Source organism: Bacteroides sp. Marseille-P8574 (assembly GCF_902825465.1).
Classification (GTDB): domain Bacteria; phylum Bacteroidota; class Bacteroidia; order Bacteroidales; family Bacteroidaceae; genus Bacteroides; species Bacteroides uniformis.
In genome coordinates, this window is the sequence record NZ_CADEBE010000001.1 from 1,110,419 (window position 1) to 1,134,155 (window position 23,737).

The window sequence follows — 23,737 nt, forward strand, 5'->3', positions numbered from 1 at the left end:
AATAGTAAATAAACATCATGAGTACAAAAAATACTTCCCGCTTTATGCCGCTTATCATCGCAATCAGCGTAGTCGCGGGAATCCTTATCGGAACGTTTTATGCCAGGCATTTTGCCGGTAATAAACTGGGAATCATCAATAGCTCGTCCAACAAGCTGAATGCCTTGCTGCGTGTTATTGACGACCAGTATGTGGATACCGTCAACATGACCGATTTGGTAGAGAAGGCCATGCCGCAGATATTGGCGGAACTCGACCCCCACTCCACCTACATCCCCGCACAGAAACTGGAGGAGGTTAATTCCGAACTTGAAGGCAGCTTCAGCGGTATAGGCATCCAGTTCACCATTCAGGAAGACACGATACACGTAAACAGCGTGATTCCCGGCGGACCGTCCGAGAAAGTGGGCCTGATGGCAGGCGACCGCATTGTGATGGTCAACGACAGTCTTTTTGCAGGCAAAGGCCTGACAAACGAAAAGGCTATGCGCAACCTGAAAGGTCCGAAAGGAAGCCAAGTGAAGTTAGGCGTCAAGCGTGCCACGGAAAAGGAGTTGCTCGACTTCACCATCACACGCGGTGACATCCCGCAAAACACCATTGATGCAGCCTATATGCTCGATGATGACTATGGCTATATACAAATCAGCAAATTCGGACGCACCACACACGTGGAGCTGCTGAATGCGATTGCCCAACTGAGCCACGAGAAATGCAAAGGCCTGATTATCGACCTGCGCGACAATACCGGAGGATACATGGAAGCCGCCACGCGCATGGTGAACGAATTCCTGCCGGAAGGAAAGCTGATAGTGTATACCCACGGCCGCAAATATCCCCGTATGGAGGAATATGCCAACGGCACCGGCAGTTGCCAGAAGCTGCCGCTGATAGTATTGGTGAATGAAGGCTCCGCTTCGGCCAGCGAAATCTTTGCGGGCGCCATTCAGGACAATGACCGCGGGACCATTGTAGGACGCCGTTCCTTCGGCAAGGGACTCGTACAGCAACCCATCGACTTCAGCGACGGTTCCGCCATCCGCCTGACCATTGCCCGCTATTACACCCCATCGGGCCGTTGCATCCAGCGTCCCTATGAGAACGGTAAGGACAGCAAATACGAAATGGACTGGATTACCCGTTACGAACACGGCGAGTTCTTCTCCAAAGACAGCATCAAACTGGACGAAAACCTACGTTACTCTACCGGCTTGGGCAGACCCGTATACGGCGGCGGTGGCATTATGCCGGACGTATTCGTTCCGCAAGACACCACCGGAGTATCTTCTTACCTGATAGAAGTAAGCAACAAGGGACTGATTCTGCAATTCAGCTTCCAGTATACCGACCGCAACCGCACGAAATTGAGTGAATACGACAATGAAGAAGACTTGTTGAAGTACCTTCGCCATCAGGGTATTGTGGAACAGTTTGTGCGTTTTGCAGACTCCAAGGGAGTAAAGCGGCGCAACCTGCTTATACACAAGTCTTACAAGCTACTGGAAAGAAGCCTTTACGGCAACATTATCTATAACATACTGGGAAGGGAGCAATACATCCGCTACATCAACCAGAGCGATGCTACCGTCAAGAAGGCATTGGATATTCTGGAACGTGGCGAGGCATTCCCCAAAGCCCCGGAAGCGACACCAATCATAGAGGATACAAAAGATGATGGAAAGGAAAAAAGAACTGCGCAGGCAGGTAGCTTTGTTGAAGACCCGACACAGCTCTTCCACTACGCGTCAGTCTGCTGAAATACTTGCCGCCCTCGAGGTACATCCTGCTTTCAGGGCGGCAACAACCGTACTGCTTTATCACTCTCTCAAAGACGAAGTGGACACACACGAATTTATCCGGAAGTGGAGCCGCGAAAAGCGGATACTGCTTCCGGTAGTTGTAGGCGACGACCTGGAACTGCGGCTGTACACCGGACCGGAAGACCTGAAACCCGGTGCATACGGCATTGAAGAACCAACCGGCGAGCTATTTACCGACTATGCAGACATTGACTTCATAGTAGTTCCCGGTGTCGCATTCGACCGTAACGGCAACCGTCTGGGGCGCGGTAAAGGTTACTACGACCGGCTTCTGCCCCGCATCCCATCAGCCTACAAAGCCGGCATCTGTTTCCCGTTTCAACTCGTAGAAGAAGTTCCTGCGGAACCGTTTGATATACGCATGGATGAAATCATAACGCAATGAAAACTAATTATCACACGCACACCACACGCTGCATGCATGCCACCGGAGATGATGAAGACTATGTGCTCAGTGCCATCAAAGGCGGTTACCGGATACTCGGATTTTCGGACCACACTCCCTGGAAATACCGTACTGACTACGTAGCCGACATGCGGATGCTCCCCGAAGAGCTTCCCGGCTACGTGGAGAGTCTTAAGACGCTCCGTGAGAAATACCACGACCGGATAGACATCAGAATAGGACTTGAATGTGAATACTTCCCCCAATATATCCATTGGCTGAAAGAACAAATCAAGAAGTACCAACTGGACTATATCATCTTCGGAAACCATCACTACCACACTGATGAAAAGTTCCCCTACTTCGGCCATCATACGGACAGCCGCGATATGCTCGACCTTTACGAAGAGAGCGCCATCGAAGGTATGGAAAGCGGATTATTCTCTTGCCTTGCCCATCCGGACTTGTTCATGCGTTCCTATCCGAGATTCGACCACCATTGCACTACCATCAGCCGGCACATCTGCCGCACTGCTGCACGCCTGAATGTCCCGTTGGAATACAATATAGGCTATGTAGCCTACAATGAAGCGCACAGCTTATCCACCTACCCATGCCCGGAATTCTGGCGAATCGCTGCCAATGAAGGCTGTACAGCTATCATCGGACTGGATGCGCATGACAACAAGGATTTGGAAACTCCGATGTATTATGACCGGGCAGTCCGGGAATTGAAAGAACTGAAGATTGAAAGAATAGATGAGCTGAGGATGCTCATCTGAATATGATATTCGTTATGACCTGAGCCCCCACATGACGGTTCAAGTTGCGCACCAGCAACTCACGCCCCATCATCAGCTCCTGGCGCAGGGCAGCAGAAGTGAGGTGTACATAAAGTACCTGGTTCTTTATATAAAGTTCACGGGTGTAGGAGGCAATAGTAGGGCCCAGCACTTCGGGCCACGCACTGATAAGCCGCCGTTCATTCAGCGGAGACTCCAGACTTTCCTGCCTGAGGTAATGACGGATAAGCTCACCTATCTGTTCGGCATTATTTCGCTTCATGCCTCTTCCTCCTTCATCTCAGCAACTATTCCCTGCTCCACACGGAACATCTTATAATCACTGCCCACTTTATGCAGAATACGGTCCAGGTGTTCGCGGTTGGTATCGGTTATAAAAATCTGTCCGAAACTGTCGCCTGCCACCAACTTGATGATTTGCTCCACACGCGAGGCATCCAGTTTGTCAAAGATATCGTCCAGCAACAACAAGGGAACAGTGGTCCCGGTACGTTTCAGGAAATCAAACTGTGCCAGCTTCAACGCTACCAGATAAGTCTTGTTCTGTCCCTGCGATCCTTCACGTTTGATGGGGAAATCTCCCAAAAGCATATTCAGCTCGTCCTTGTGCACACCGCGCAATGAATAGCCCATAATCTGGTCGCGTACACGGCTTTCCTTCAGTACTTCCAGCAAAGAGGCATCGCGGGCATGGGAATCATAGCTTAATCCCACCTTCTCCCTATCTTGCGAAATGAATGAATAGAAAGACTGGAAAATAGGAATAAACTCACGGATAAAGGCCTCACGTTTGCGGAACACCACTTCGCCGGCTTGCGCCATCATCTCCTCCCAAACCAGAAAGAGCTCTTCCTCCACCGACTGTTCACTCTTCAGTAAGGTATTCCGCTGCACCAAAGCTTTATTGTATCGTATCAAAGCATCCAGATACTCTTTGTCGTACTGCGAGATAACCACATCCATAAAACGTCGGCGTTCATCACTGCCTCCTGCTATCAACTCCGAATCGGCAGGCGAGACCATGACCAAAGGCAGGAAGCCGATATGGTCTGACAAACGCGTATACTCCTTCTTGTTTCGCTTGAACTGTTTCTTCTGGCGCCTCTTCATACCACAGTAGATTTCTTCAGGAGTCCCATCGGCAGCCTCATAAAACCCTTGAATAACAAAGAAGTCGGCATCATGGCGGATATTCTGGGAATCAATGGGATTACCGGCACTTTTACAGAAAGACAAGAAATACACCGCATCCAGCAGGTTCGTTTTCCCCATGCCGTTCTGTCCGAAAAAGCAGTTCAACTTGGGCGAGAATGTAAGCTCTACCTGCTCCAAGTTCTTATAATTGAGTATAGATATACGTTTCAGTATCATTATAGTAACGATGAGTTCGGTTACAAAGATAATGCAAAACCAAAAGCAGTACAAAATAAGCCTGCTTATTTTTAACACAGAGGTGAAGCCCGGCTTATTGAAAAGTAGAAATAATTTCAGTGTTTTCTGATACAATACAAAAAAAGATGCTGCTAAATTTCGTTGATAGCTATAAAAAACTTACTTTTGCGGGTCGAAATAGATAAATAAGAATAATAACAAAAAGATTATATAAAAATGGCAGAACAAAAAAAGACGAATGAAGCCTTAAACGTGGAGGATGCACTGACACAATCGGAGGCCTTTTTCATTAAGAACAAAAAAGCAATCATCGGCGCTGTAGTAGCAGTAATCATCATCATAGCCGGTGTAGTGATGTACAAGAACCTTTATGCAGACCCCCGTGAAGAAAAAGCACAAGCTGCCTTATTCAAAGGACAAGAATACTTCGAAGCAGACGCTTATGCACAAGCACTGAACGGTGACAGCATCGGTTTTGCCGGATTTGTAAAAGTAGCAGACGAATACAGCGGCACAAAAGCAGCCAATCTTGCAAAAGCTTATATGGGTCTCTGCTATGCACACCTCGGCAAATATGACGAAGCAGTAAAAGCATTGGACAGCTTTGACGGAGACGACCAAATGGTAGCTCCTGCCATGAAAGGTGCTATGGGTAACTGCTATGCGCAGCTCGGCCAACTGGACAAAGCCGCTTCTATGCTGCTGAAAGCCGCCAACGAAGCCGACAACAACTCCCTCAGCCCCATCTACCTGCTGCAAGCCGGAGAAATCCTGGTAAAGCAAGGTAAATATGACGATGCAATTCAGGCGTATACCACTATCAAGGATAAATACTTCCGTTCATATCAGGCAATGGATATCGACAAGTATATCGAACAAGCCAAACTGTTGAAGAAGTAATATACCTTATTATAAAAACATCTCAGGCACGGATTACACGGAAAACACGGAAAGACACAATAGCCGTGAATCCGTGTAGTCCGTGCCTCTTTTATCTCCCCTCTCCCTTTAATTTTCAATTATTAATTTTTAATTCTTAATTCCTTATTTATGGCAACAGCTTATCACAATCTTTCAGACTACGATTTCAGTTCTGTACCCAGCGCGGAAAAAATGAAATTCGGCATCGTTGTATCTGAGTGGAATTATAATATTACCGGTGCTCTCCTAAAAGGTGCCATAGACACCTTAAAAAAACATGGAGCCAAAGATGAAAATATCCTGGTAAAAACAGTACCCGGCAGTTTTGAACTGACTTTCGGCGCCAACCAACTTATCGAATACAGTGAAGTCGATGCAGTTATTGCAATTGGTTGTGTAGTCAGAGGAGATACTCCACATTTTGACTATGTTTGCATGGGTGCTACCCAAGGAATTACCCAATTAAACGCAAGTGGCGATGTACCAGTAATTTACGGATTAATTACTACCAATACTATGGAGCAAGCAGAAGACCGCGCCGGTGGCAAACTAGGTAATAAAGGAGACGAATGTGCAATTACTGCAATAAAAATGATAGATTTTGCTTGGAGTTTACAAAAATAGTCGTATCTTTGCATCGCAATTGAGAAACAAACCTACTCAATGAGAGAATTGAGATAGAATCTTAAGTGCAAAAGGGCAAATACCAGAGTGGCCAAATGGGGCAGACTGTAAATCTGCTGGCTTACGCCTTCGGTGGTTCGAATCCATCTTTGCCCACAAAAAATTGCGGAAGTAGCTCAGTTGATAGAGCATTAGCCTTCCAAGCTGAGGGTCGCGGGTTTGAGCCCCGTCTTCCGCTCTTCAGAGAGGATTGATAATCAAAAGGTTATCAATCCTTTTCTTTTATATGAATTCTTTGAAACACCCTTTCATTATACTATAAATTATGTAATTGTTGGTCTATTGTTGTTCCCCAAAAAACAATAGATATGATAACAATCAAAGCCGAAGTATTAAAAGGCAAACAAAAGAGTGATGGTACGTATAATGTCAAAATCAGAATGACTTATAAGAGAGAAGTCAAAAGACTGCCTACTTCTATCTATGTAAGGAAGGAAGACCTCACCAAGGCATTCAAAATAAAGAATCCCAAGTTTATTAAGGAAGCAAATAATATTGTTAGGCAATATCAAGAATTATGTGCTTCCCTCCCATTGGAAACAGCCAATTACAGCTTAAATGATATAATAGAGTGCATCAAGGTTAAAAATGAAAGAAAGACTACCATAGATTTCATTCAGTTCTCAAAAGAGTGGTTGGAAACTACTCAATTAAAAGGAAAAGCCAACTACCAGACATCTATTAATGCTTTCATCACTTATCTTGGAAAAGAACACTTGGATACAGACCAAATAACTAAAAAGCTATTAAAAGATTTCATGAACTACCTACAATTAAAAAGAGCCCAAAGAATTGAGGAATTAAAGAAACATGGAAAACGAATACCTTCCAACAGAATGCTCTCTTTATATATTGGATGCCTCAGACATCTATACAATGAAGTCAAAAAAAGATATAATGACTATGATAGAAATATCATCTTAGTGCCCAATTCACCTTTTGATAACTTAGAAATACCTAAGCAAGAGGCTACAAGAAAGAGAGCCATACCAGCAGAAGCCATCAAAAAGATATGGGAATTACCTTATCAATACAACAACACAGGAAAAGAGAAGAAATGCCCATATAATTTAGCCAAAGATTGCTTCATTATATCTTTCTGCCTGATGGGAATGAACTCAATAGACTTATACAGTTGCTCTACACTGGAAGGAAAAGCAATCACCTACTACAGAAGTAAAACCAAAGACAGAAGGTTAGATAAAGCCAAAATGAAAGTTATAGTTCCCCCTATTCTTCAACCACTAATGGAAAAATACCAAGACCAAACAAAAAATAGAATATTTAATTTCTATCATACTTATTCAACTGCTGGCAACTTCAATAAGGCTATAAATATAGGACTCAAAGAGATTGGAAAACTTTTGAAAATAGATGATTTGGAATACTACGCAGCAAGACACTCATGGGCTACTTTAGCAGTCAACAAAGTAGGCATAGACAAATACACAGTCCATTCAGCCCTCAACCATATAGATGAAGCCATGAAAGTCACAGATATATACATTGAAAGAGACTTCAAGATTGAGAATGAAGCAAACTTGAAGGTTCTTCAATATGTATTTGGGAGTGAAGAGTTGAAATAGGCTTAAAAGAATCTCTGTAGTTAATTGGATTATGGGGATTCTTTATCTCTGATAATTAGTCGTATAAAAATAAATATCCCAATTTATTTGTTTTTGTCGATAAAAAGACATTACTTTGCAACCCCTTTCTAACAAATAGCTTCATGCTATTCTGTTTAGTGTACTCCGAGAGGTGGCAAAAAGCAATACCTCTGAGTAAAATTCATAAAACTTTCGTGGGAAGAAAAGAAATGTATGCTTGTATGTGGCTGTACAAGTAAGTGATATCTTTTTGTCGAATTTTCTACCTTATTCCTTAAAAGGAGTAGAATAGTTTTTCGACAATATTAGTAATTTAACAACAAAAAAAATGAGAAAAAAAGAATTAGGTCTTTCTACTCATGAGATAGGTAGAAAGACTGTGATAACTGCACCTACTGGAGCAGTATATCTCAGTGAATTTATGGAAACATTGCCAGCAGGAATTTTGAATAAAAAAGAAACTGGTTGTGGAGCAACTACTGTTGTATTGGAAAATGGAGAAAATGTTATTGTTGCTTGTCCTACAAGAGAACTGATAATCAATAAAGTAAACCAATATCCCAATACAAGATGTTCCTACAAATTATTTGCTGTGCAAAAAGGTATCGGGCAAAATCATATTGAGGACTATATCAAAGAGTGTCAAGGTAAACAGCCTATCAAGATAATGGTTACTTATGATTCTTTTCCCAGAGTATATGCTGTAATGAAACAGCAATCAATTGAATGCAAAATAGTTGTGGATGAGTACCAAGAAATTTTGGATGCCTATGTTTACAGAAATGCTGCCATAAGGAATTTATTGCATACACTGAAGGACGTGCCTAATGTAACCTATCTTTCTGCAACCCCAATTCCATATCAATGGAGACCATCAGAACTTGAAGGATTGCCTGAATATGAGATAGAATGGGAAAATTCAGTCAGGATAATGCCCTTCAGAATAAAATCAAATCATCCATTAGCTATAGTTGCCAACATTATCAGAAATCATAAACTGGGACATCCTTTTGAGTTAAAAGGCAATAAAGTTGAAGAATATTTCTTTTTTGTAAACTCGGTATCTGCAATTAGGGGTATCATAAAATCAGCCAAATTATCTCCCAATGAAGTGAAAATTATATGTGCCAAGAATGAAATCAATAAAAAGAAATTAGAGGGTTTTACTATTGGGGAGGCAAGTGGTACGAATAAAACTTTTACTTTCTGCACGAAAACAGCTTTTTATGGAGCAGATTTTTATTCAAAAGCAGGATTAGTGGTTATTGCAAGCGAAGGATATGCAAAAAGCTCCCTTTTAGATATATCAACAGATATAGTACAAATAGCTGGAAGAATCAGAACTAAAGAAAATCCTTTTAGAAATGTCATCCTTCATATATATAACACAGGAATTATGTGCGAAAGCAGAAAAGAGTACGAAGAAAAATTGAATGAGAGATTAGTTAGTGCTGAAAAGACAATTGAGGCATATCACAATCTTAGAGATGATTTGAAAACTGTTATAGTAGAAAAAATAAGGCTTGATGACCCAGAAGAATTTGCTTGTTATAATGCAGAAGAAAAAAAAGTTGAGATAGATAAAATGAAAATTGCCCATGCACAGTACAAATTTGAAACTATTGATAATATTTATTCAAACGGAATTTCATTAAGAGAAGCATATTTGAAAGCAGGATATGATGTTGAAGATGAAAATTCTTGGGAACAAAACATACATAATAATATTTTTTTTGGAATGGGTGAAAGTGCATTTAAGATACTTTATAAAATGTATTCCGTAGAAAGAAAAGAACATCCAGTTGCAATGTCAGATTTAGCAAAAGATATTACAATGCAAAATGATATTATCCCTTTGGCATATAATATATTAGGTGATGAAATAGTGGCAGAGTTGAAGTATGATGAACTTGAAATCAGGAATATGATACACTTTAAATCACCTGAAACTCAGGCTGCATTACAAGAGGAGTTGAGAATTACATTTAAAGAAGGCGGTAGATACTCTCTGAAAGAAATAAAAAATCAGCTTGGATTATGTTTCCAAAAATTGAGAATAGGTATTACAGCAAAAGCAAGTTTCATTAAGCAGTATTTTAACGTTAGAAAAGTTAAAATATCAGATTTCGGCAAAAGGATTGATGGCTTTGAAATTCTGAACAAGATATTTTTTACCTTTGGCTGGAAAGTCAAAAATGCTAAATTCTAAATATTGTGCTATATAAAATGTGATTTGTAAGAATCAGCATCTATTCATAATCCCTTGTTTTCAATCAGAGAGCAGGGGATTAGTATATATATTGCATTGTAATAGTATAACTGTTTTTACTGACTTGAAAGAACTATCCAAAATTATTTTTTTATTTTTTTCTCTTCTGGAGCCATGAGTGTTATGCACTCCAACCAATCACCTACCCTATCATTCAGGGTGGGGATAGTCCCCCCCTACAACAATAATAAATTTACAATTATGGAAAGAAACTTGAAGTTCTTAAAGACAATGAGTGTAGCTGAATTTAAAGCACAGCACAATGTGGAAAAGATTGAAGTGAAAAGAAATGAGCACACAGGCAAGTGTTTCTTTGTCTATGGCTTTGAAACTGGAGCTTGTTCAAGGAAGGTGGAGACTGGAGAGCTGACAATACCAGTCATTTCAGAAGTATGCTCTGCTGAAACTGGAGATATATTCCTTCTGTTACATCAGAAAGGGGAAGGAGGGGCTACTACATTGGCAACTCTATAGAAACTAATAAAAATGCTCCAGAAGGGCAGTTGGATTAATAGTCTGACTGCCTTTTTTTCTAAGTAGTTAATCATTAATAGAATATAGTCATGTTAAATTTAAGAGTATCATCAAAGAAGCAGGCTAAAATAAAACTTGCTCTACAAGGCTGTGCAGGCTCAGGAAAGACCTATTCTGCACTATTATTAGCCTATGGTCTGACAAATGACTGGACCAAAATTGCCATTATTGACAGTGAAAATGGGAGTGCTGATTTGTATGCCAGTTTAGGCAACTACAATGTATTACCCCTTCAAGACAACTTCACACCTGAAACCTATATTGAAGCTATAAAGATATGTGAGGATGCTAAAATGGAGGTGATAATCATAGACAGCATTTCCCAATGCTGGGATTGCCTTCTGGAGTATCATGCTAACCTACAAGGTAATTCATTTACTAACTGGCAGAAGATTACACCAAGAATTAATGCCTTTATGCAGAAGATTCTACAATCTCCAAGCCATGTTATTTGTACCATGAGGTGTAAGCAGGATTATGTTCTTAGTGAAAAAAATGGCAAGATGATTCCTGAGAAAGTGGGATTAAAGGCTGTCATGAGGGATGGAATAGACTATGAATTTACCATAGTTCTTGATATTAACATGAAGCATCAAGCCATTGCATCAAAGGATAGAACAAGTCTATTCATGGGTAAGCCAGACTTTACTATTACACCCACTACTGGGCAAATAATACTGGATTGGTGTAATAATGGAGTAAACTTGGATATGATAAGGCAGAAGATAAGTCAAGCTAAAACTATTGAAGAACTTACCTCCATTTATCACCAATACCCAGAATGGTATCAGCAACTTACATCAGATTTCATGCAGAAGAAGATGCAGTTACAAGAAGAGAACAATAAACCTATTATCAACTATAATCCTAATTTTATACATTATGGAAGCAATGCAGTTAATGCCAGTACACAGAACTAACATGTTGATACAAACCTTCAATCAGCCAAAGTTTGAGGTTGAAACCCCAGTTGAAACTATAGAGACTGAAATTATCAGCTCCAGAAGGGAAAACAAAAGATTACCTTTTATAGAAGCCAATACCAAAGAAGTCACTATACAGCATCTAAGGGAAGAATGTGTAGTGCCAGTATTCAGCAAGGATAATGAGATAACTATCAGTCACCCTTCATTTATTGAAACTGTTTGGGAAGCTGCCAATCAGATATTTCCCAATGAGAGGATTGAAGAACCTGCAATTAGAGTAAGCCATGTCATTAAAGGCAGAACACCCGAAGCTATTCATAAACCAGTGAAGGATTTACTTGAATCAGACAAGACTATTTACTATGAAAGAATGATGTTCTGCTTTGAGATTCCCACTATCCATGAAGATATAATGGGCAATAGATTGAATCTTACTATTGGTGGAGTAAGGGCATATAATCATGAGAATCTATATAGTAAGAAAGGTGCAGAAAAGTTCAAGGTATTCATTGGTTTTAAAAATTTGGTTTGCTGTAATATGTGTGTATCTACTGATGGTTACAAGTCAGAATTAAAGGTGATGAGCACTGCTGATTTATTTAGTTCAGTGATGAGGCTATTTCAAGAATACAATATAGCCAAGCACCTATACTACATGAGTGCTTATAAGGATAGTTATATGACTGAAAGCCAATTTGCACAGTTCTTGGGAAAGAGCAGATTATACCAATATCTCCCAATTGAACAGAAGAAAAGACTTCCTCAAATGCTGATGACTGATACTCAGATAGGGCTTGTAGCCAAGGCATATTACAATGATGATAATTTTGCCCTTCCTGAGAATCAGAATGCTATTTCCATGTGGAATGTATATAATCTGCTCACTGGAGCCAATAAAAGCAACTATATAGATAATTTCTTGGATAGGTCACTCAATGCCACACAGCTTACAGAAGGGCTAAATAAGGCTCTGTATGGAGAAAATGAATATTCATGGTTTATACAATAATCTTATATTTCCTATTTCCTTCTGGAGTATCTGCTCCCATTTATCCATTATGTTAGGAAATTCTGTAGTGTCGAAAAAACTTGTGATACACCTTATAGGAATGAAAATAAAAATTCGACACTTCACATTTACTTGGTTATATTTATATAGGAAGTAAGTGAGCAAGGGGTATTTTCTATGGTGGCTGAATGGAAAACTGGAAAACAAGCTCCAGAAGGTAGTTTGGAAGAAAGATTGGATATGAAATGTCCTCCATCCTTTTCTTGTTATTCCTTCTGGAGTAGCTGGCTGTAGTTGGGTATTAAGGTATTTGAACTGATTATAACATGGAGATAATGATAAAAGGCATTTTGAATATCACTATTGGATTGATATTCATGTGTATAATGGCTAAAGAAAGATAAAGGTGAACAGCCTTTGTATTGTGTTTATTATTGTTGTAAGCCTCGGTTCTTGTAAGGAATTGGGGCTTTTATTTTGAAAAGATATGAGAATCAGAGATATGTAATAGAATAAATGGTACATTTGCCACTGGTGGATATGGAGGTATATTATTACTTTTCCACTTCAAGAGCCTTAATGACAGATAAGAGAATAAGCTCATGCCTATGGTGCTAATATGGTCTGAAAACCTATTAAAAGTAGTCTTCGGATGATTGTTTATTTGTGGAAAATCCTAACTTTGCAACAGAAACAATCAAATGATTGCTAATGAAATAGAAGTTTAACAAGACATATTAGAAAAAGAAGTGTTTGCTTCTTACTTGTGAAGTCCTAAAATCACCACTTTGAAGACTAACAATCACAGCAGTAAGGGAGTGAATGCTCATACCATCAGGTGTGGGCTTTCCTTGTTTGTGATTGTAGGTGTTGTGGTGATACCTTGGACTCAGCAGGAAAGTACCACACTTTCTTTTTTGTAGTATGGCAACAAAAAAGAATATTATTATGGAATTAGAACAAATTGAAAAATATAGATGCCCTGATGGAAGCATTTATACTGGAGGAGTTAAAAGAAATGGAGAAATGATAGAATTTACAGGTAAAGGAGAAATTTTCTATCCTAATGGAGATTTTTATTCAGGTTGGTTTAAGCATGGTCAAGTAAATGGATTTGGTAAATACCAGTTCTCAGATGGAGATATTCATTCAGGTTGGTTTTTAAATGGCATTCCATATGGGTTAGGTTATTTGAATCATCATTCAAGTATGGCATTGGGATTTTTCAAAGAGGGAAAATTGAATGGATGGGGCATACAAATAAATAGCGCAGGTTTATTTCATTTTGGTTGGTGGAATAATAATCAGCTTATACAAAATGAGACCACTCATGTTCAGTGGATTAGAACTCAGCTGAATGAAAAAATGAATATATATAAAGGAGATTTAGTACATATCTTTGATAAACAAGGAATTATTCTTTTTGGTTTTCCTCAAATGACCAGAAAATCTATATTTGATAATTCTGAATTTATTCAACCTCCAATGGGCTTTCTTTTTGATAACCAAGGTGATTTGATGGTTGGGGATAGATTTTACTCAGGAACCAATGGGTGGCTTGTTAGATACACATCTAATAGGAAAATTGTATATGGATATTGGAAAAATGGGGTGTTAGAAAGAGAAGGAAGTCTATCAAATTTTCAACAAGATGAAGACCGGTTTGAAGTATTACCCTTTTAATTAAAATCTTTTATATGGAATTTCCACTAACATTTGGTCTACAAAAGGCAGGTTTACCACTGATACTGACATCAAGAAAAACAAATAACCTTTGTTTCTTGATCGATACTGGTGCTACTCATAACACCCTATTTGACTTTGTATATGAACATTTTAAGAGTGAGTTTAAGCTACTTGAAGGGACATATAGAACAATGGGGATAGAGGGACACTACAAAGAAACCCCTATCATTGAAGCTACATTCAATTTTGAAGGGAGGGATTATACTTCCACCTTTTCTGTTTTGGATGCTTCTGAGGCTATAAAACAAGTGCAGGATGAAACTGGAATACAGATTCATGGGGTACTTGGGGTACAATTTTTGATAGAGAATAAATGGATTATTGATTTTGAACAAATGAGGGTTACAAATGAAGAAAAATAGCTATTTTATACTTTTATTGTCTGTTTGCATGATAGGATGCTCTGTTCAGACTAAACAAAATAAAGAGCTGGAAAATATAGTGAAAAGAGATACAGCATATGTGATAGAGCCTTTTTTGAGGGATGGTATTACATATATTTGTAAAGATGAAATAATGAAACCATATCTTGTTGATTATAATTATTCACCTCCACAGAAATATGAAATAGACCAAATAACAGCCCAAAAACAAGGCAACAAAATCATAGTGGGAACTGACTGCTATATTACTCATAAAATATTGTCTGGTACATATTGGAGTATTGAGAAGATTGGAGATTCCTATTCATTTCCTAAAACAAAGTTAGCCATCCTAAAAACAGATAAAGGAGAGGTTAGAATTGCAGAAGTAGATGGAGTTTTAGAGGATTTCTGTGTACTTGAAATCAAATATGATAATTATAAGGCAAGTACAGGATATCCATCTAATTATTATAAACTTCCACAAGAAATGTTTGCTCAATAATGAGAAATAAGGCAAAGATACTTATTCAAGTAAAAGGTTTAGGCTTTACATTCCTTCTGGACAAAAGAATGAAACACAATTTGATTAGCCCTACTTTCTTGGCTTTCTTCAAAACAGATAAGCAGAGGGATTCTCTGTTGAATAATGGTATAGAAGCAGTAAGTACAAAACCTGAATATAATCCCTCCCTTCCTTTTCTTCCTGCTTATGTAGATAGTATTTCACTGGAAGATACATTCCATTATGTTGGGAAGAAAGTTATTTGGTGCAGTGATAATAAGTTTAGGGAGTGTAAGGCAGTCAAACTCAATTTTGAATATGAGGGACACCCTTACTCTGAACTATTTTTTGTTGATAAGAGTGTTGAAGAGAACTATGCTATTTTAGGCTCTACCTTCTGGAGCAAATGTGATATTTTAAAATAATAGAAATTGTTATGAGAAAGAAACAAGAAACTTAGCATTACTAAATGCTGCTATTGGTATTGTATAAACCTTACCAATGTTGGTCAATAGTTGTTCTATTGACTTTTATAGAAGTAATTAACAGACTAACAATCAAATAATTGAATAGTATTATCAAAGAGCCTTCCAAGCTGAGGGTCGCGGGTTTGAGCCCCGTCTTCCGCTCTTAAGAAAATCAGATAGTTATCGCAAGATTTCTATCTGATTTTTGTTTTTAGAGAATGCTGAATTTAGTGTGGTTTAACCGAGTGAGTTAAACCTGGAAGTCAACCGAATGCCGCAAAGCACAAATTCATGGTTATTTAAATAAGATATTTCTGAGAATATCATCTAACCACGGCTCTTTCATCTTTTCCACAAAAACATCATTCTTTAGTTGAAAAGCCTTTTTGTAAACACTCTGCATTTTCAAATTATAGCGCACCGTATCATAGCGGACTACTGACTGGTAAAATCCGGTATCAACAGCGACAATTTCATTTTCTATTCTCAATGTATCCTCAGCTGTATCGGAAATTCTTCCGGTCTCCATCTGTGCGAATGAAATGCAGCTGCCTCCGATTAGAGCCAATAATGTTACCAATATTTTATTCATAGGCTACCGTTTTCTACAAAGATACAATATTCAAAGAACAAACATCTCTTTTACAAGAAAAATTCCATTATACCATAAACGCTTATGAGGCAACGCACACATTTGTATATCAAAGTTCTGTTTTAGTTAATAAAATTATGTAAGTTTGTAAACGAATAAAAAGTTCCCCTCCAATGAACAACATCATTCATAAAATCAGGCAGATTTATCCGGTTTCCGAAGAAGCACTTCAGGCACTTTTGACGAATATGCAGGTAAGATACTATCCTAAAGGAACTTATATAGTACAAGCGGGAGTAACAGACCGTTTGATTTATTTCATTGAGGAAGGGGTCACCCGTTCCGTATTTCATCACGACGGACAAGATACCACCACTTGGTTCAGCCAGGAAGGTGATGTAACCTTCGGAATGGATTCACTGTACTATCAGCAGCCGTCGGTAGAAAGCATTGAAACTCTTTCGGACTGCAAAATCTATACTATCCACATAGACAAGTTAAATGCTCTCTACGAAACATATATTGATATAGCCAACTGGGGCAGAATACTGCATCAGAACGTAAACAAGGAGCTCAGTCATATGTTTGTGGAAAGACTCCAACTGCCTCCCCAAGAGCGGTATGAACAATTTAACCGCCGTTACCCCGGACTGATAAATCGGGTGAAGCTAAAATATGTGGCAGCTTTCCTGGGTATTTCCATCTATACTCTCAGCCGGGTACGCGCAAAAAAATAGAAGATTACCGTTCTTTTTTGCTTTTAAGCAAAAGAACTTCGCTTCGCATGGCGTATCTTTGACATCCGAAAACATTAACCAAACAACAGAAAAAACAGATGTCGTACATTTCATCTTCTGCCTTTTCAGACACCAAAGCACATTATGACCTTCTCGACGGGCTCCGTGGCGTAGCAGCCTTGATGGTTATATGGTATCATATATTCGAAGGCTACGCTTTTGCCGGTGGTGGCATTATCGAAACCTTCAACCACGGCTATTTAGCTGTAGATTTCTTCTTTATACTATCGGGATTCGTTATCGGGTATGCTTATGACGACCGTTGGGGCAGGAGCCTCACCATGAAGAGTTTTTTCAAGCGACGTCTGATACGTCTTCATCCGATGGTAATTATGGGCGCTGTTTTGGGCGCCATCACCTTCTGCATTCAAGGATGCATACAATGGGACGGAACACATATTGCCCTATCAATGATTATGCTGTCCCTTCTCTGCTCCATATTCTTTATTCCCGCAATGCCGGGAGCAGGCTATGAAGTCCGTGGTAATGGCGAAATGTTTCCCTTGAATGGTCCTTGCTGGTCATTGTTCTTTGAGTATATAGGCAACATCCTTTATGCCTTGTTCATCCGACGATTGTCAAACAAAGCACTGACCGTACTGACAATATTGCTGGGAATAGCATTGGCATCATTCGCCATCTTCGATGTCTCCGGATATGGCAATATGGGAGTAGGTTGGACACTGGACGGAATAAACTTTATCGGAGGATTATTGAGGATGCTTTTCCCTTTCTCCATGGGTATGCTTTTATCGCGCAACTTCAAGCCCATTAAGGTGAAAGGCGCTTTCTGGATATGCACCATTGCATTGATTACCTTGTTCTCAGTGCCCTATCTGGAAGGTACGGCGCCGGTCTGTACAAATGGCATTTATGAAGTGTTCTGTGTCATCATAGCTTTTCCGATTCTTGTCTGGTTAGGAGCTTCCGGTACCACAACGGATAAGAAATCGACCCAGATATGCAAGTTCCTGGGAGATATATCCTATCCTGTCTATGTGATACATTATCCATTTATGTACTTGTTCTATGCATGGCTCATCAAGAACCAGCTCTTCACGTTGGAGCAGACTTGGCAGGTTGCCTTATGCGTCTATGCATGGAATATATTGTTAGCCTATCTATGCCTGAAATTCTATGATGAACCGGTACGGAAATATCTGGCTAAACGCTTCTTGAGCAAAAAACAATAAACAGTCCGTCACGGAGATTATGCTGATTCGCACAGATACAAATACGCGATATGAATTCAATCCGTACAAATCAGCATAATCTCCGTGGCGAACTGCTATTCCAGATAAAGTGGCTCCACCACCTCCGTCACATTCTCATGGAACCACTCATCCAATTTAGCTTCAACCTTGTCTTTTATCTGTGGAGTGATGTATTTCTTCACTTTCTTATAAGCATAAACTGCGGCAAATCCCTTCCCTACCATAAAGACTTGTCCCAAAAGGTCTTCTATACTGGTAGGAAATACAATGGCCACCAAAGCAATCATGATATTTGTCCTTTCACTCTCCGGAGTAGAGTCTGCAGTCATCACATAATAAGCCGTCAGTACTGGACGACCAGCTGCCCGGCCACCTTTCTTTATATACTCTTCTACTTTAAGACGAATCTCGTTCATGGAAAAATTCATTTTCATATTCATAATCTCCTCTTTTTATTTATTAGACGCAGAAAGATGAAGTTTGGTTGCAAAAATCTGCATTTTTTTTTCAACATTATATCCCAAATAAGCAGTATCTTTGTCCCCGCATTTTCACAACCACATAAAATTATAATGAAAACAATAGTAAATATTCCCTCCCGACAGAACACTATGCGCGAACTGCGGGATTATCTGATGATTGCCTTAGGCATGGTCTTGTACGGTATCGGCTGGACAGTCTTCCTGCTTCCCAACGATATTACTACCGGTGGCGTACCGGGCATTGCATCCATCGTATATTTTGCCACTGGATTTCCCGTCCAATATACGTACTTCGCCATCAATTTTCTGCTTCTATTGCTTGCCCTACGTGTGTTGGGATGGAAGTTCAGCGTAAAGACAATCTTTGCCGTATTCACCCTGACCTTTTTCCTTTCCATTATCCAGAAACTGACCGAGGGTGTTGTCCTCCTGCACGACCAGCCTTTCATGGCTTGTGTCATCGGTGCCTCCTTCTGCGGTAGCGGCATCGGCATCGCCTTTTCCAACAACGGCAGTACTGGCGGCACGGACATCATTGCCGCCGTAATCAACAAGTACCGCGACATCACGCTGGGCAGAGTCATGTTGATATGTGACCTTATCATCATCTCGTCCAGTTACTTTGTTCTAAAAGATTGGGAAAAGGTGGTGTATGGCTACGTTACTCTATACATATGCAGCTTCGTGCTCGACCAAGTGGTGAACAGTGCCCGCCAGTCCGTACAATTCTTTATTATCAGCGATAAATATGAGGAGATAGCCAAGCACATCCAGGTATATCCTCACAGAGGTGCAACGGTCATCAACGCCTCGGGCTTCTATACGGGAAAAGAGATAAAAATGCTGTTCGTGCTGGCCAAGAAGCGGGAGTCCACCATCATTTTCCGGCTCATAAAAGACATAGACCCCAATGCCTTTGTATCACAAAGTGCAGTCATCGGAGTCTATGGAGAGGGATTCGACAGAATCAAAGTGAAGTAGAGGATTTCTCGAACTTCCCTTGATTCCAAGTATAAACAATAGGACGGCGGACAAACGGTTTCAGTTTCTCCGCCGCTTCTTTACCCATGTAATCGGTCGTGGTAAAAGTGAATGCCAACGTGGCATCCTTCGCAGAAAGGTCCGCTTTCATCAGCAGCATGTCGGCCTGGCGACGGGCATCCTGATACTCATAGACATCCACCGTATCCGCGGCCTCAGCGATAAAATCATCCAGAACGGGCAATGCCGGCAGGTAGGACGAAGCAACCAGCTCCTTCCAGTCTGTCGTATAGAACTTGACATGGCTGTCGCAAGCCGGAGCACAAACCGTAGCAACCACACAAATCACCTTCGTACTGTCGTTAATAGACAAGAGCTTCATCTGCCATGAACTCTGGGGCGTCATCTTCACATGTATATAGTCTGGAGAAAGTTCCGTCATTTCCGATTTACCACCAAAGCTGTTGGTCACCTCAGCTTTCATCTTACTTTCCAGAAAGTCTATAAAATCCGCACGGTTCACGGCGCTAAGCAACGGACATATAGAATCCGGCATATTCTTAAAACACGTCTTGGCTTCCTGGGCCTGCAAATACCCCCATCCGATGAAAGCCAAAATCAAAAAAGCACTCAGTTTTCTTATCATAACATTTTAATCATTTCTTCAAGGAAACGGGCATCTGTTTCATCAAAACCGCCCAAATCGTCACTGTCAATATCCAATACTCCCCACACTTCACCGTCCTCACGCTTCAGCGGAACCACGATCTCCGAACGCGACAGCGAGCTACAGGCTATATGTCCGGGAAATGCATCCACATCGGGCACAACCAACGTCTCGGCTCTATCCCATGCCGCGCCGCAAACACCGCGGCCTTTCCTGATGCGCGTACAAGCTATCGGTCCCTGGAAAGGTCCTAACACCAATTCTTCACCCTTCACCAAATAGAAGCCTACCCAAAAGAAATGGAAAGTCTCTTTCAGCACCGCCGAAACATTCGCCAGATTGGCTATCAAGTCATCTTCACCTGCCAGCAGATTTTTCAGTTGAGGAAGCAAAGCGCGATATTTCTCTGTCTTGCTACCAGCATTTATATATAGGTCTTCTGCCATATATCTCTTGTTTATTTACTCCCCAAATATAGGAAGAACATTCCAATCAACACCAAAATGAGGTCGACAGCCTTGCTTTTTAAATTCTTTTCACGGAAGAAAAGCGCACCGAAAAGGAAGGAAACAACAACGCTTCCACGACGCACCATCGAAACGATGGAAATCATGGAGTCCTCATAGCTCAGGGCATAAAAATAGACAAAGTCTGCCGCACAAAGGAAAATGGAGATACAGATAATGGTCCAGTCCCAACGAAACGGGGTACTTTCTTTTCGCTTGGGGTACCACAACAGCAGGATGATGGGGCACATGATAAAGACTTGGTAGACATTATACCACGACTGCACCAGCATCGGGTTGAGCTGCTTCATCAGATATTTGTCATACAGCCCGCTGACAGCTCCGGCAACGGCAGCCAGCACGATGAAAAGAATCCATTTGTTATGCTTGAAGTCGATTCCCTCTTTCTTGCCCGAACGGCTCAGCATGAAGAAGGACACTATGGCAAGCAGCACGCCAATCCATTGATAAAGGTTCAAGCGTTCGCCAAACACAAGCATGGCACCTACAAGCACCATTACGGGACGCGTCGCATTAATCGGTCCCACGATGGTCAGCGGCAGATGCTTCATCCCGAAATAACCGAATATCCAGGAAGAAAGCACGATAAACGACTTGACAATAATGAACTTATGTACCTCCCACCCCACCACGGGAACATCAAACATCGTACCTCCCAACACCGACGGCGCAAAGGCAGATACCAGAATGAAAGGAAGAAATATAAGGCTTGAGAACAGCGTGTTCAGGAAAAGCACCGGCAGTACGGCATTGTCACGAAGCGACTTCTTCTTGAAGACATCGTAAAATCCCAATAAGGCAGCAGAGAGGAAAGCAAGTAATAACCACATAGAGTCAATTAAAAATTAAGAATTAAAAATTAAAGGGAGGGGGCTACGTTTTTGTAGTACATCCCTCTTTTATTCTAAAAAAGTAGTTTCCGGATAGGCTACGTCCACCAGAAACAATGCATTTCCGGGAACGGAAGTTCCTGCCTGGCAACGGTCCTTCTGTTCGACGACGCGTCGGAAACCTTCAACGGAAAGTTTTCCACGCCCCACTTCGAGCAGAGTGCCGACAATGGCACGTACCATGTTCCGCAGGAACCGGTCGGCCTGGATGGTGAACACCCAGGTCACATCGTCCACTTGCGTCCAGGCGGCATGCATAATCTTGCAATTATTGGTTTTGACATCGGTATGGAGTTTGCTGAAGCTGGTAAAGTCCGTATAGTCAAACAAGGTTTGGGCAGCCTCATTCATCCGCTCAAAGTCCGGCGTTTGGAACAGACGGCAACGGTATTGACGATTGAAAGGCATCTTGGCAGTAGTGACGTAATACTTATACATCCGCGCCGTAGCATCAAAGCGGGCATGTGCATCGGGCTTCACGGCCCGCAAGCGGTATACGGAAATATCGGGAGGAAGCAGACGATTCAGCTTATCCGTCATAAAAACAGTGTCCAGAGGAGAATCACTGTCAAAGTGAGCTATCATCAGTGAGGCATGCACCCCGGCATCGGTACGCCCCGCTCCCACGACTTCCACCTCGCGACGCAGCAAGGTACTCAGCGCCTTCATCAAACACTCCTGCACACTCGCTCCATTCGGCTGGATTTGCCAGCCGTGATAAGCGGTGCCATCATAAGCCAGGTATATAAAATATCGTTGCACGGTCTTTTTTGTGTGCAAAGATAGTGCAAACTTAAGAAGGTTTGAATTATCTTTGCAAGGTTTTCACCACAGATTACACAGATTAACGCAGATTTTTCACAGACATAGTACATTTATAAGATGAGATATTCTTCCAGAATCCTACCTATACTGATAATTGTCGCAGCTGCCGCAACATTCACCTTTGCCGGCTGCAAGAAGAAGGACATGTCGCTCAAGTTGAACGAACCGCGCAACATTCGGGGTGTTGTCAGCTACAAGCGCTCGTTCGGAGACTTGAATGAGAAACATCTCAATGTAGCCCAAGCCATCGGCATACGTGTACTTTCATCCCGCGAGGAAGCAGAAAAGATGAGAGAGCAACTGCAACCTATCACGACAAACGAGCTCTATGCCGTGGATTCACTGACGCATTCCATCCCTTATCTCATTCCGGGCGCCGCCAGCCTGCTGGACACCATCGGACACAACTTCCTTGATTCACTGACCGCCAAGGGGCTGAATCCAAACAAGATAATTGTGACTTCCGTACTCCGCACCCAAGACGACGTAAAACGCCTGCGCCGCCGTAACGGCAATGCTTCTCCAAACTCGGCACATTTTTACGGAACGACATTCGATGTCAGTTGGAAGCGCTTTCAGAAAATAGAAGACGAGGATGGACGTCCTTTGCAGGATGTCAGCGCAGATACCTTAAAACTGGTTCTTTCGGAAGTGCTCCGTGACCTGCGGAAAGCCGATAAATGCTACATCAAGTACGAGTTGAAGCAAGGATGCTTCCACATTACGACAAGAGAGAAATAAGCGGAAAAGAATTAGCGTTAATAGTATTTTTCAATCCCGCCAAACCCTATTATTATTTTGTTCTCTTTCGTTTTACAGATAAAGTTATTTAATCGCCTTTCAAATTCTTCCGGTCGTTTCCTCGCCGCTTCAATGTATGCGATTCGGATACGTTTATAGGGGTCAGAGAAACTCTGATAATTCTTCCATATTCTTTCATCCTCTTTCAATCTGTCGATTATATCATTTGGAAAAACAAAAGGAACCGACAAGACAGTTCGTATTTTATCCTCAAATTCAAGATGTATCATTTTATGCTCCAGCAACCATTTCAACCTTTCTTTGTTGGCTTGCGAATAGGTACTTTTAGGATTCCTGGGCGTGAAACGCTGAATTTTATGTTCTTTGTCAAGTGACTTTATCGTGCTGTCAATCCACCCGAAACAAAGGGCCTCTTCAACAGCGTCATTATATACAATACTTTTCTCGCTTGAAGATTTAGTAGGAAACACAAACCAGACTCCATCGGCAGTATCGAAATTGTCAGCCAGCCACTTCCGCCAATCTTTTCTGTTTTCAAAATATCTTATTTCTGTTGACATGACAAGCCAT

The 23,737-nt window shown here is 41.2% G+C and carries 27 protein-coding genes and 2 tRNA genes; 20 read left to right on the forward strand and 9 right to left on the reverse strand.

The window, feature by feature from the left end:
- Positions 1 to 17: 17 nt before the first annotated feature.
- From HUX74_RS04725 to HUX74_RS04735, 3 genes are read left to right on the forward strand one after another with little or no spacing between them, the layout of a single operon-like run.
- The gene (locus HUX74_RS04725) at positions 18 to 1,757 is read left to right on the forward strand and encodes a S41 family peptidase (protein WP_117601145.1); all 1,740 of its coding nucleotides are present in this window, start codon (positions 18 to 20) and stop codon (positions 1,755 to 1,757) included.
- Positions 1,675 to 2,205, forward strand: coding sequence for a 5-formyltetrahydrofolate cyclo-ligase (locus HUX74_RS04730; RefSeq protein ID WP_174646738.1), 531 nt, complete (start codon positions 1,675 to 1,677; stop codon positions 2,203 to 2,205). Before HUX74_RS04725 ends, HUX74_RS04730 begins: the two co-directional genes overlap by 83 nt.
- Entirely contained in the window at positions 2,202 to 2,987 is a 786-nt protein-coding gene (locus HUX74_RS04735; protein ID WP_117601146.1) for a histidinol-phosphatase, read from the forward strand. Before HUX74_RS04730 ends, HUX74_RS04735 begins: the two co-directional genes overlap by 4 nt.
- Here HUX74_RS04735 and HUX74_RS04740 read toward each other — a convergent pair.
- On the reverse strand, positions 2,980 to 3,270 hold the full coding sequence (locus HUX74_RS04740) for a DUF721 domain-containing protein (protein ID WP_005823615.1): 291 nt from the start codon (positions 3,268 to 3,270) through the stop codon (positions 2,980 to 2,982). The two genes, HUX74_RS04735 and HUX74_RS04740, sit on opposite strands and share 8 nt — an antisense overlap.
- Positions 3,267 to 4,379, reverse strand: coding sequence for a DNA replication/repair protein RecF (locus HUX74_RS04745; RefSeq protein ID WP_174646291.1), 1,113 nt, complete (start codon positions 4,377 to 4,379; stop codon positions 3,267 to 3,269). The genes HUX74_RS04740 and HUX74_RS04745 overlap by 4 nt, the downstream gene beginning before the upstream one ends.
- Positions 4,380 to 4,616: 237 nt before the next feature.
- On the opposite strand from HUX74_RS04745, the gene HUX74_RS04750 reads away from it, so the two are divergent.
- The 13 genes from HUX74_RS04750 (at position 4,617) to HUX74_RS04810 (ending at position 15,388) form a co-directional block, all read left to right on the forward strand.
- Complete coding sequence (locus HUX74_RS04750; RefSeq protein WP_057282025.1) at positions 4,617 to 5,300, forward strand: tol-pal system YbgF family protein; 684 nt, start codon at positions 4,617 to 4,619, stop codon at positions 5,298 to 5,300.
- A 150-nt stretch (positions 5,301 to 5,450) separates the two neighbouring features.
- Complete coding sequence (ribH, locus tag HUX74_RS04755) at positions 5,451 to 5,945, forward strand: 6,7-dimethyl-8-ribityllumazine synthase (protein WP_005823623.1); 495 nt, start codon at positions 5,451 to 5,453, stop codon at positions 5,943 to 5,945.
- Positions 5,946 to 6,018: 73 nt separating this feature from the next.
- Positions 6,019 to 6,101: transfer RNA gene (locus HUX74_RS04760), tRNA-Tyr, on the forward strand.
- A 9-nt stretch (positions 6,102 to 6,110) separates the two neighbouring features.
- Positions 6,111 to 6,183 (forward strand) — tRNA-Gly (locus tag HUX74_RS04765).
- Positions 6,184 to 6,313: 130 nt separating this feature from the next.
- Positions 6,314 to 7,591: a phage integrase SAM-like domain-containing protein gene (locus HUX74_RS04770; protein WP_174646292.1), complete on the forward strand. Its 1,278-nt coding sequence runs from the start codon at positions 6,314 to 6,316 to the stop codon at positions 7,589 to 7,591.
- 349 nt (positions 7,592 to 7,940) lie between these two features.
- Positions 7,941 to 9,821, forward strand: coding sequence for a DEAD/DEAH box helicase family protein (locus HUX74_RS04775; RefSeq protein ID WP_174646293.1), 1,881 nt, complete (start codon positions 7,941 to 7,943; stop codon positions 9,819 to 9,821).
- Between the two features lie 261 nt (positions 9,822 to 10,082).
- Positions 10,083 to 10,355 carry a hypothetical protein gene (locus HUX74_RS04780; protein ID WP_004289510.1) on the forward strand — a complete coding sequence of 91 codons (273 nt, stop codon included), beginning with the start codon at positions 10,083 to 10,085 and terminating at the stop codon, positions 10,353 to 10,355.
- Positions 10,356 to 10,444: 89 nt separating this feature from the next.
- Entirely contained in the window at positions 10,445 to 11,335 is an 891-nt protein-coding gene (locus tag HUX74_RS04785; RefSeq protein ID WP_174646294.1) for an AAA family ATPase, read from the forward strand.
- Positions 11,298 to 12,350 carry a DUF3871 family protein gene (locus HUX74_RS04790; RefSeq protein WP_174646295.1) on the forward strand — a complete coding sequence of 351 codons (1,053 nt, stop codon included), beginning with the start codon at positions 11,298 to 11,300 and terminating at the stop codon, positions 12,348 to 12,350. Before HUX74_RS04785 ends, HUX74_RS04790 begins: the two co-directional genes overlap by 38 nt.
- A gap of 948 nt (positions 12,351 to 13,298) precedes the next feature.
- Complete coding sequence (locus HUX74_RS04795) at positions 13,299 to 14,033, forward strand: hypothetical protein (protein ID WP_174646296.1); 735 nt, start codon at positions 13,299 to 13,301, stop codon at positions 14,031 to 14,033.
- Between the two features lie 14 nt (positions 14,034 to 14,047).
- A complete protein-coding gene (locus tag HUX74_RS04800; protein WP_174646297.1) occupies positions 14,048 to 14,458 on the forward strand; it encodes a hypothetical protein in 411 nt (136 codons plus the stop codon).
- Positions 14,445 to 14,963 carry a hypothetical protein gene (locus tag HUX74_RS04805; protein WP_174646298.1) on the forward strand — a complete coding sequence of 173 codons (519 nt, stop codon included), beginning with the start codon at positions 14,445 to 14,447 and terminating at the stop codon, positions 14,961 to 14,963. Before HUX74_RS04800 ends, HUX74_RS04805 begins: the two co-directional genes overlap by 14 nt.
- The gene (locus HUX74_RS04810) at positions 14,963 to 15,388 is read left to right on the forward strand and encodes a hypothetical protein (protein ID WP_174646299.1); all 426 of its coding nucleotides are present in this window, start codon (positions 14,963 to 14,965) and stop codon (positions 15,386 to 15,388) included. The genes HUX74_RS04805 and HUX74_RS04810 overlap by 1 nt, the downstream gene beginning before the upstream one ends.
- A gap of 337 nt (positions 15,389 to 15,725) precedes the next feature.
- Here the strand turns inward: HUX74_RS04810 and HUX74_RS04815 are convergent, their stop codons facing one another.
- On the reverse strand, positions 15,726 to 16,022 hold the full coding sequence (locus HUX74_RS04815; RefSeq protein WP_117599439.1) for a hypothetical protein: 297 nt from the start codon (positions 16,020 to 16,022) through the stop codon (positions 15,726 to 15,728).
- Positions 16,023 to 16,195: 173 nt separating this feature from the next.
- Here HUX74_RS04815 and HUX74_RS04820 point away from each other — a divergent pair, with 173 nt between their 5' ends.
- Positions 16,196 to 16,759 (forward strand): Crp/Fnr family transcriptional regulator, encoded by a 564-nt coding sequence (locus HUX74_RS04820; RefSeq protein ID WP_117599438.1) that lies wholly within the window; start codon positions 16,196 to 16,198, stop codon positions 16,757 to 16,759.
- A 98-nt stretch (positions 16,760 to 16,857) separates the two neighbouring features.
- Positions 16,858 to 18,012 (forward strand): acyltransferase, encoded by a 1,155-nt coding sequence (locus HUX74_RS04825; RefSeq protein WP_119961259.1) that lies wholly within the window; start codon positions 16,858 to 16,860, stop codon positions 18,010 to 18,012.
- Between the two features lie 95 nt (positions 18,013 to 18,107).
- On the opposite strand, the gene HUX74_RS04830 is transcribed toward HUX74_RS04825, so the two are convergent.
- Entirely contained in the window at positions 18,108 to 18,473 is a 366-nt protein-coding gene (locus HUX74_RS04830; protein WP_117599436.1) for a hypothetical protein, read from the reverse strand.
- Positions 18,474 to 18,605: 132 nt separating this feature from the next.
- Between HUX74_RS04830 and HUX74_RS04835 the strand changes: the two genes are divergently transcribed.
- The gene (locus tag HUX74_RS04835; protein WP_005835428.1) at positions 18,606 to 19,496 is read left to right on the forward strand and encodes a YitT family protein; all 891 of its coding nucleotides are present in this window, start codon (positions 18,606 to 18,608) and stop codon (positions 19,494 to 19,496) included.
- On the opposite strand, the gene HUX74_RS04840 is transcribed toward HUX74_RS04835, so the two are convergent.
- The 4 genes from HUX74_RS04840 to truA form a co-directional block, all read right to left on the reverse strand.
- Positions 19,483 to 20,142, reverse strand: a complete 660-nt coding sequence (locus HUX74_RS04840; RefSeq protein ID WP_005823657.1) for a DUF3256 family protein — start codon at positions 20,140 to 20,142, stop codon at positions 19,483 to 19,485. The two genes, HUX74_RS04835 and HUX74_RS04840, sit on opposite strands and share 14 nt — an antisense overlap.
- Positions 20,139 to 20,609 (reverse strand): GAF domain-containing protein, encoded by a 471-nt coding sequence (locus HUX74_RS04845; RefSeq protein ID WP_117964776.1) that lies wholly within the window; start codon positions 20,607 to 20,609, stop codon positions 20,139 to 20,141. The genes HUX74_RS04840 and HUX74_RS04845 overlap by 4 nt, the downstream gene beginning before the upstream one ends.
- Positions 20,610 to 20,620: 11 nt before the next feature.
- Positions 20,621 to 21,520, reverse strand: a complete 900-nt coding sequence (locus tag HUX74_RS04850) for a DMT family transporter (protein ID WP_057282020.1) — start codon at positions 21,518 to 21,520, stop codon at positions 20,621 to 20,623.
- 69 nt (positions 21,521 to 21,589) lie between these two features.
- The gene (gene truA / locus HUX74_RS04855; RefSeq protein WP_138345069.1) at positions 21,590 to 22,342 is read right to left on the reverse strand and encodes a tRNA pseudouridine(38-40) synthase TruA; all 753 of its coding nucleotides are present in this window, start codon (positions 22,340 to 22,342) and stop codon (positions 21,590 to 21,592) included.
- A 120-nt stretch (positions 22,343 to 22,462) separates the two neighbouring features.
- Here truA and HUX74_RS04860 point away from each other — a divergent pair, with 120 nt between their 5' ends.
- Positions 22,463 to 23,146, forward strand: coding sequence for a DUF5715 family protein (locus HUX74_RS04860; protein WP_005823664.1), 684 nt, complete (start codon positions 22,463 to 22,465; stop codon positions 23,144 to 23,146).
- Positions 23,147 to 23,163: 17 nt separating this feature from the next.
- Here HUX74_RS04860 and HUX74_RS04865 read toward each other — a convergent pair whose 3' ends face one another.
- On the reverse strand, positions 23,164 to 23,727 hold the full coding sequence (locus HUX74_RS04865) for a YdeI family protein (RefSeq protein WP_005823665.1): 564 nt from the start codon (positions 23,725 to 23,727) through the stop codon (positions 23,164 to 23,166).
- Positions 23,728 to 23,737: the final 10 nt, after the last annotated feature.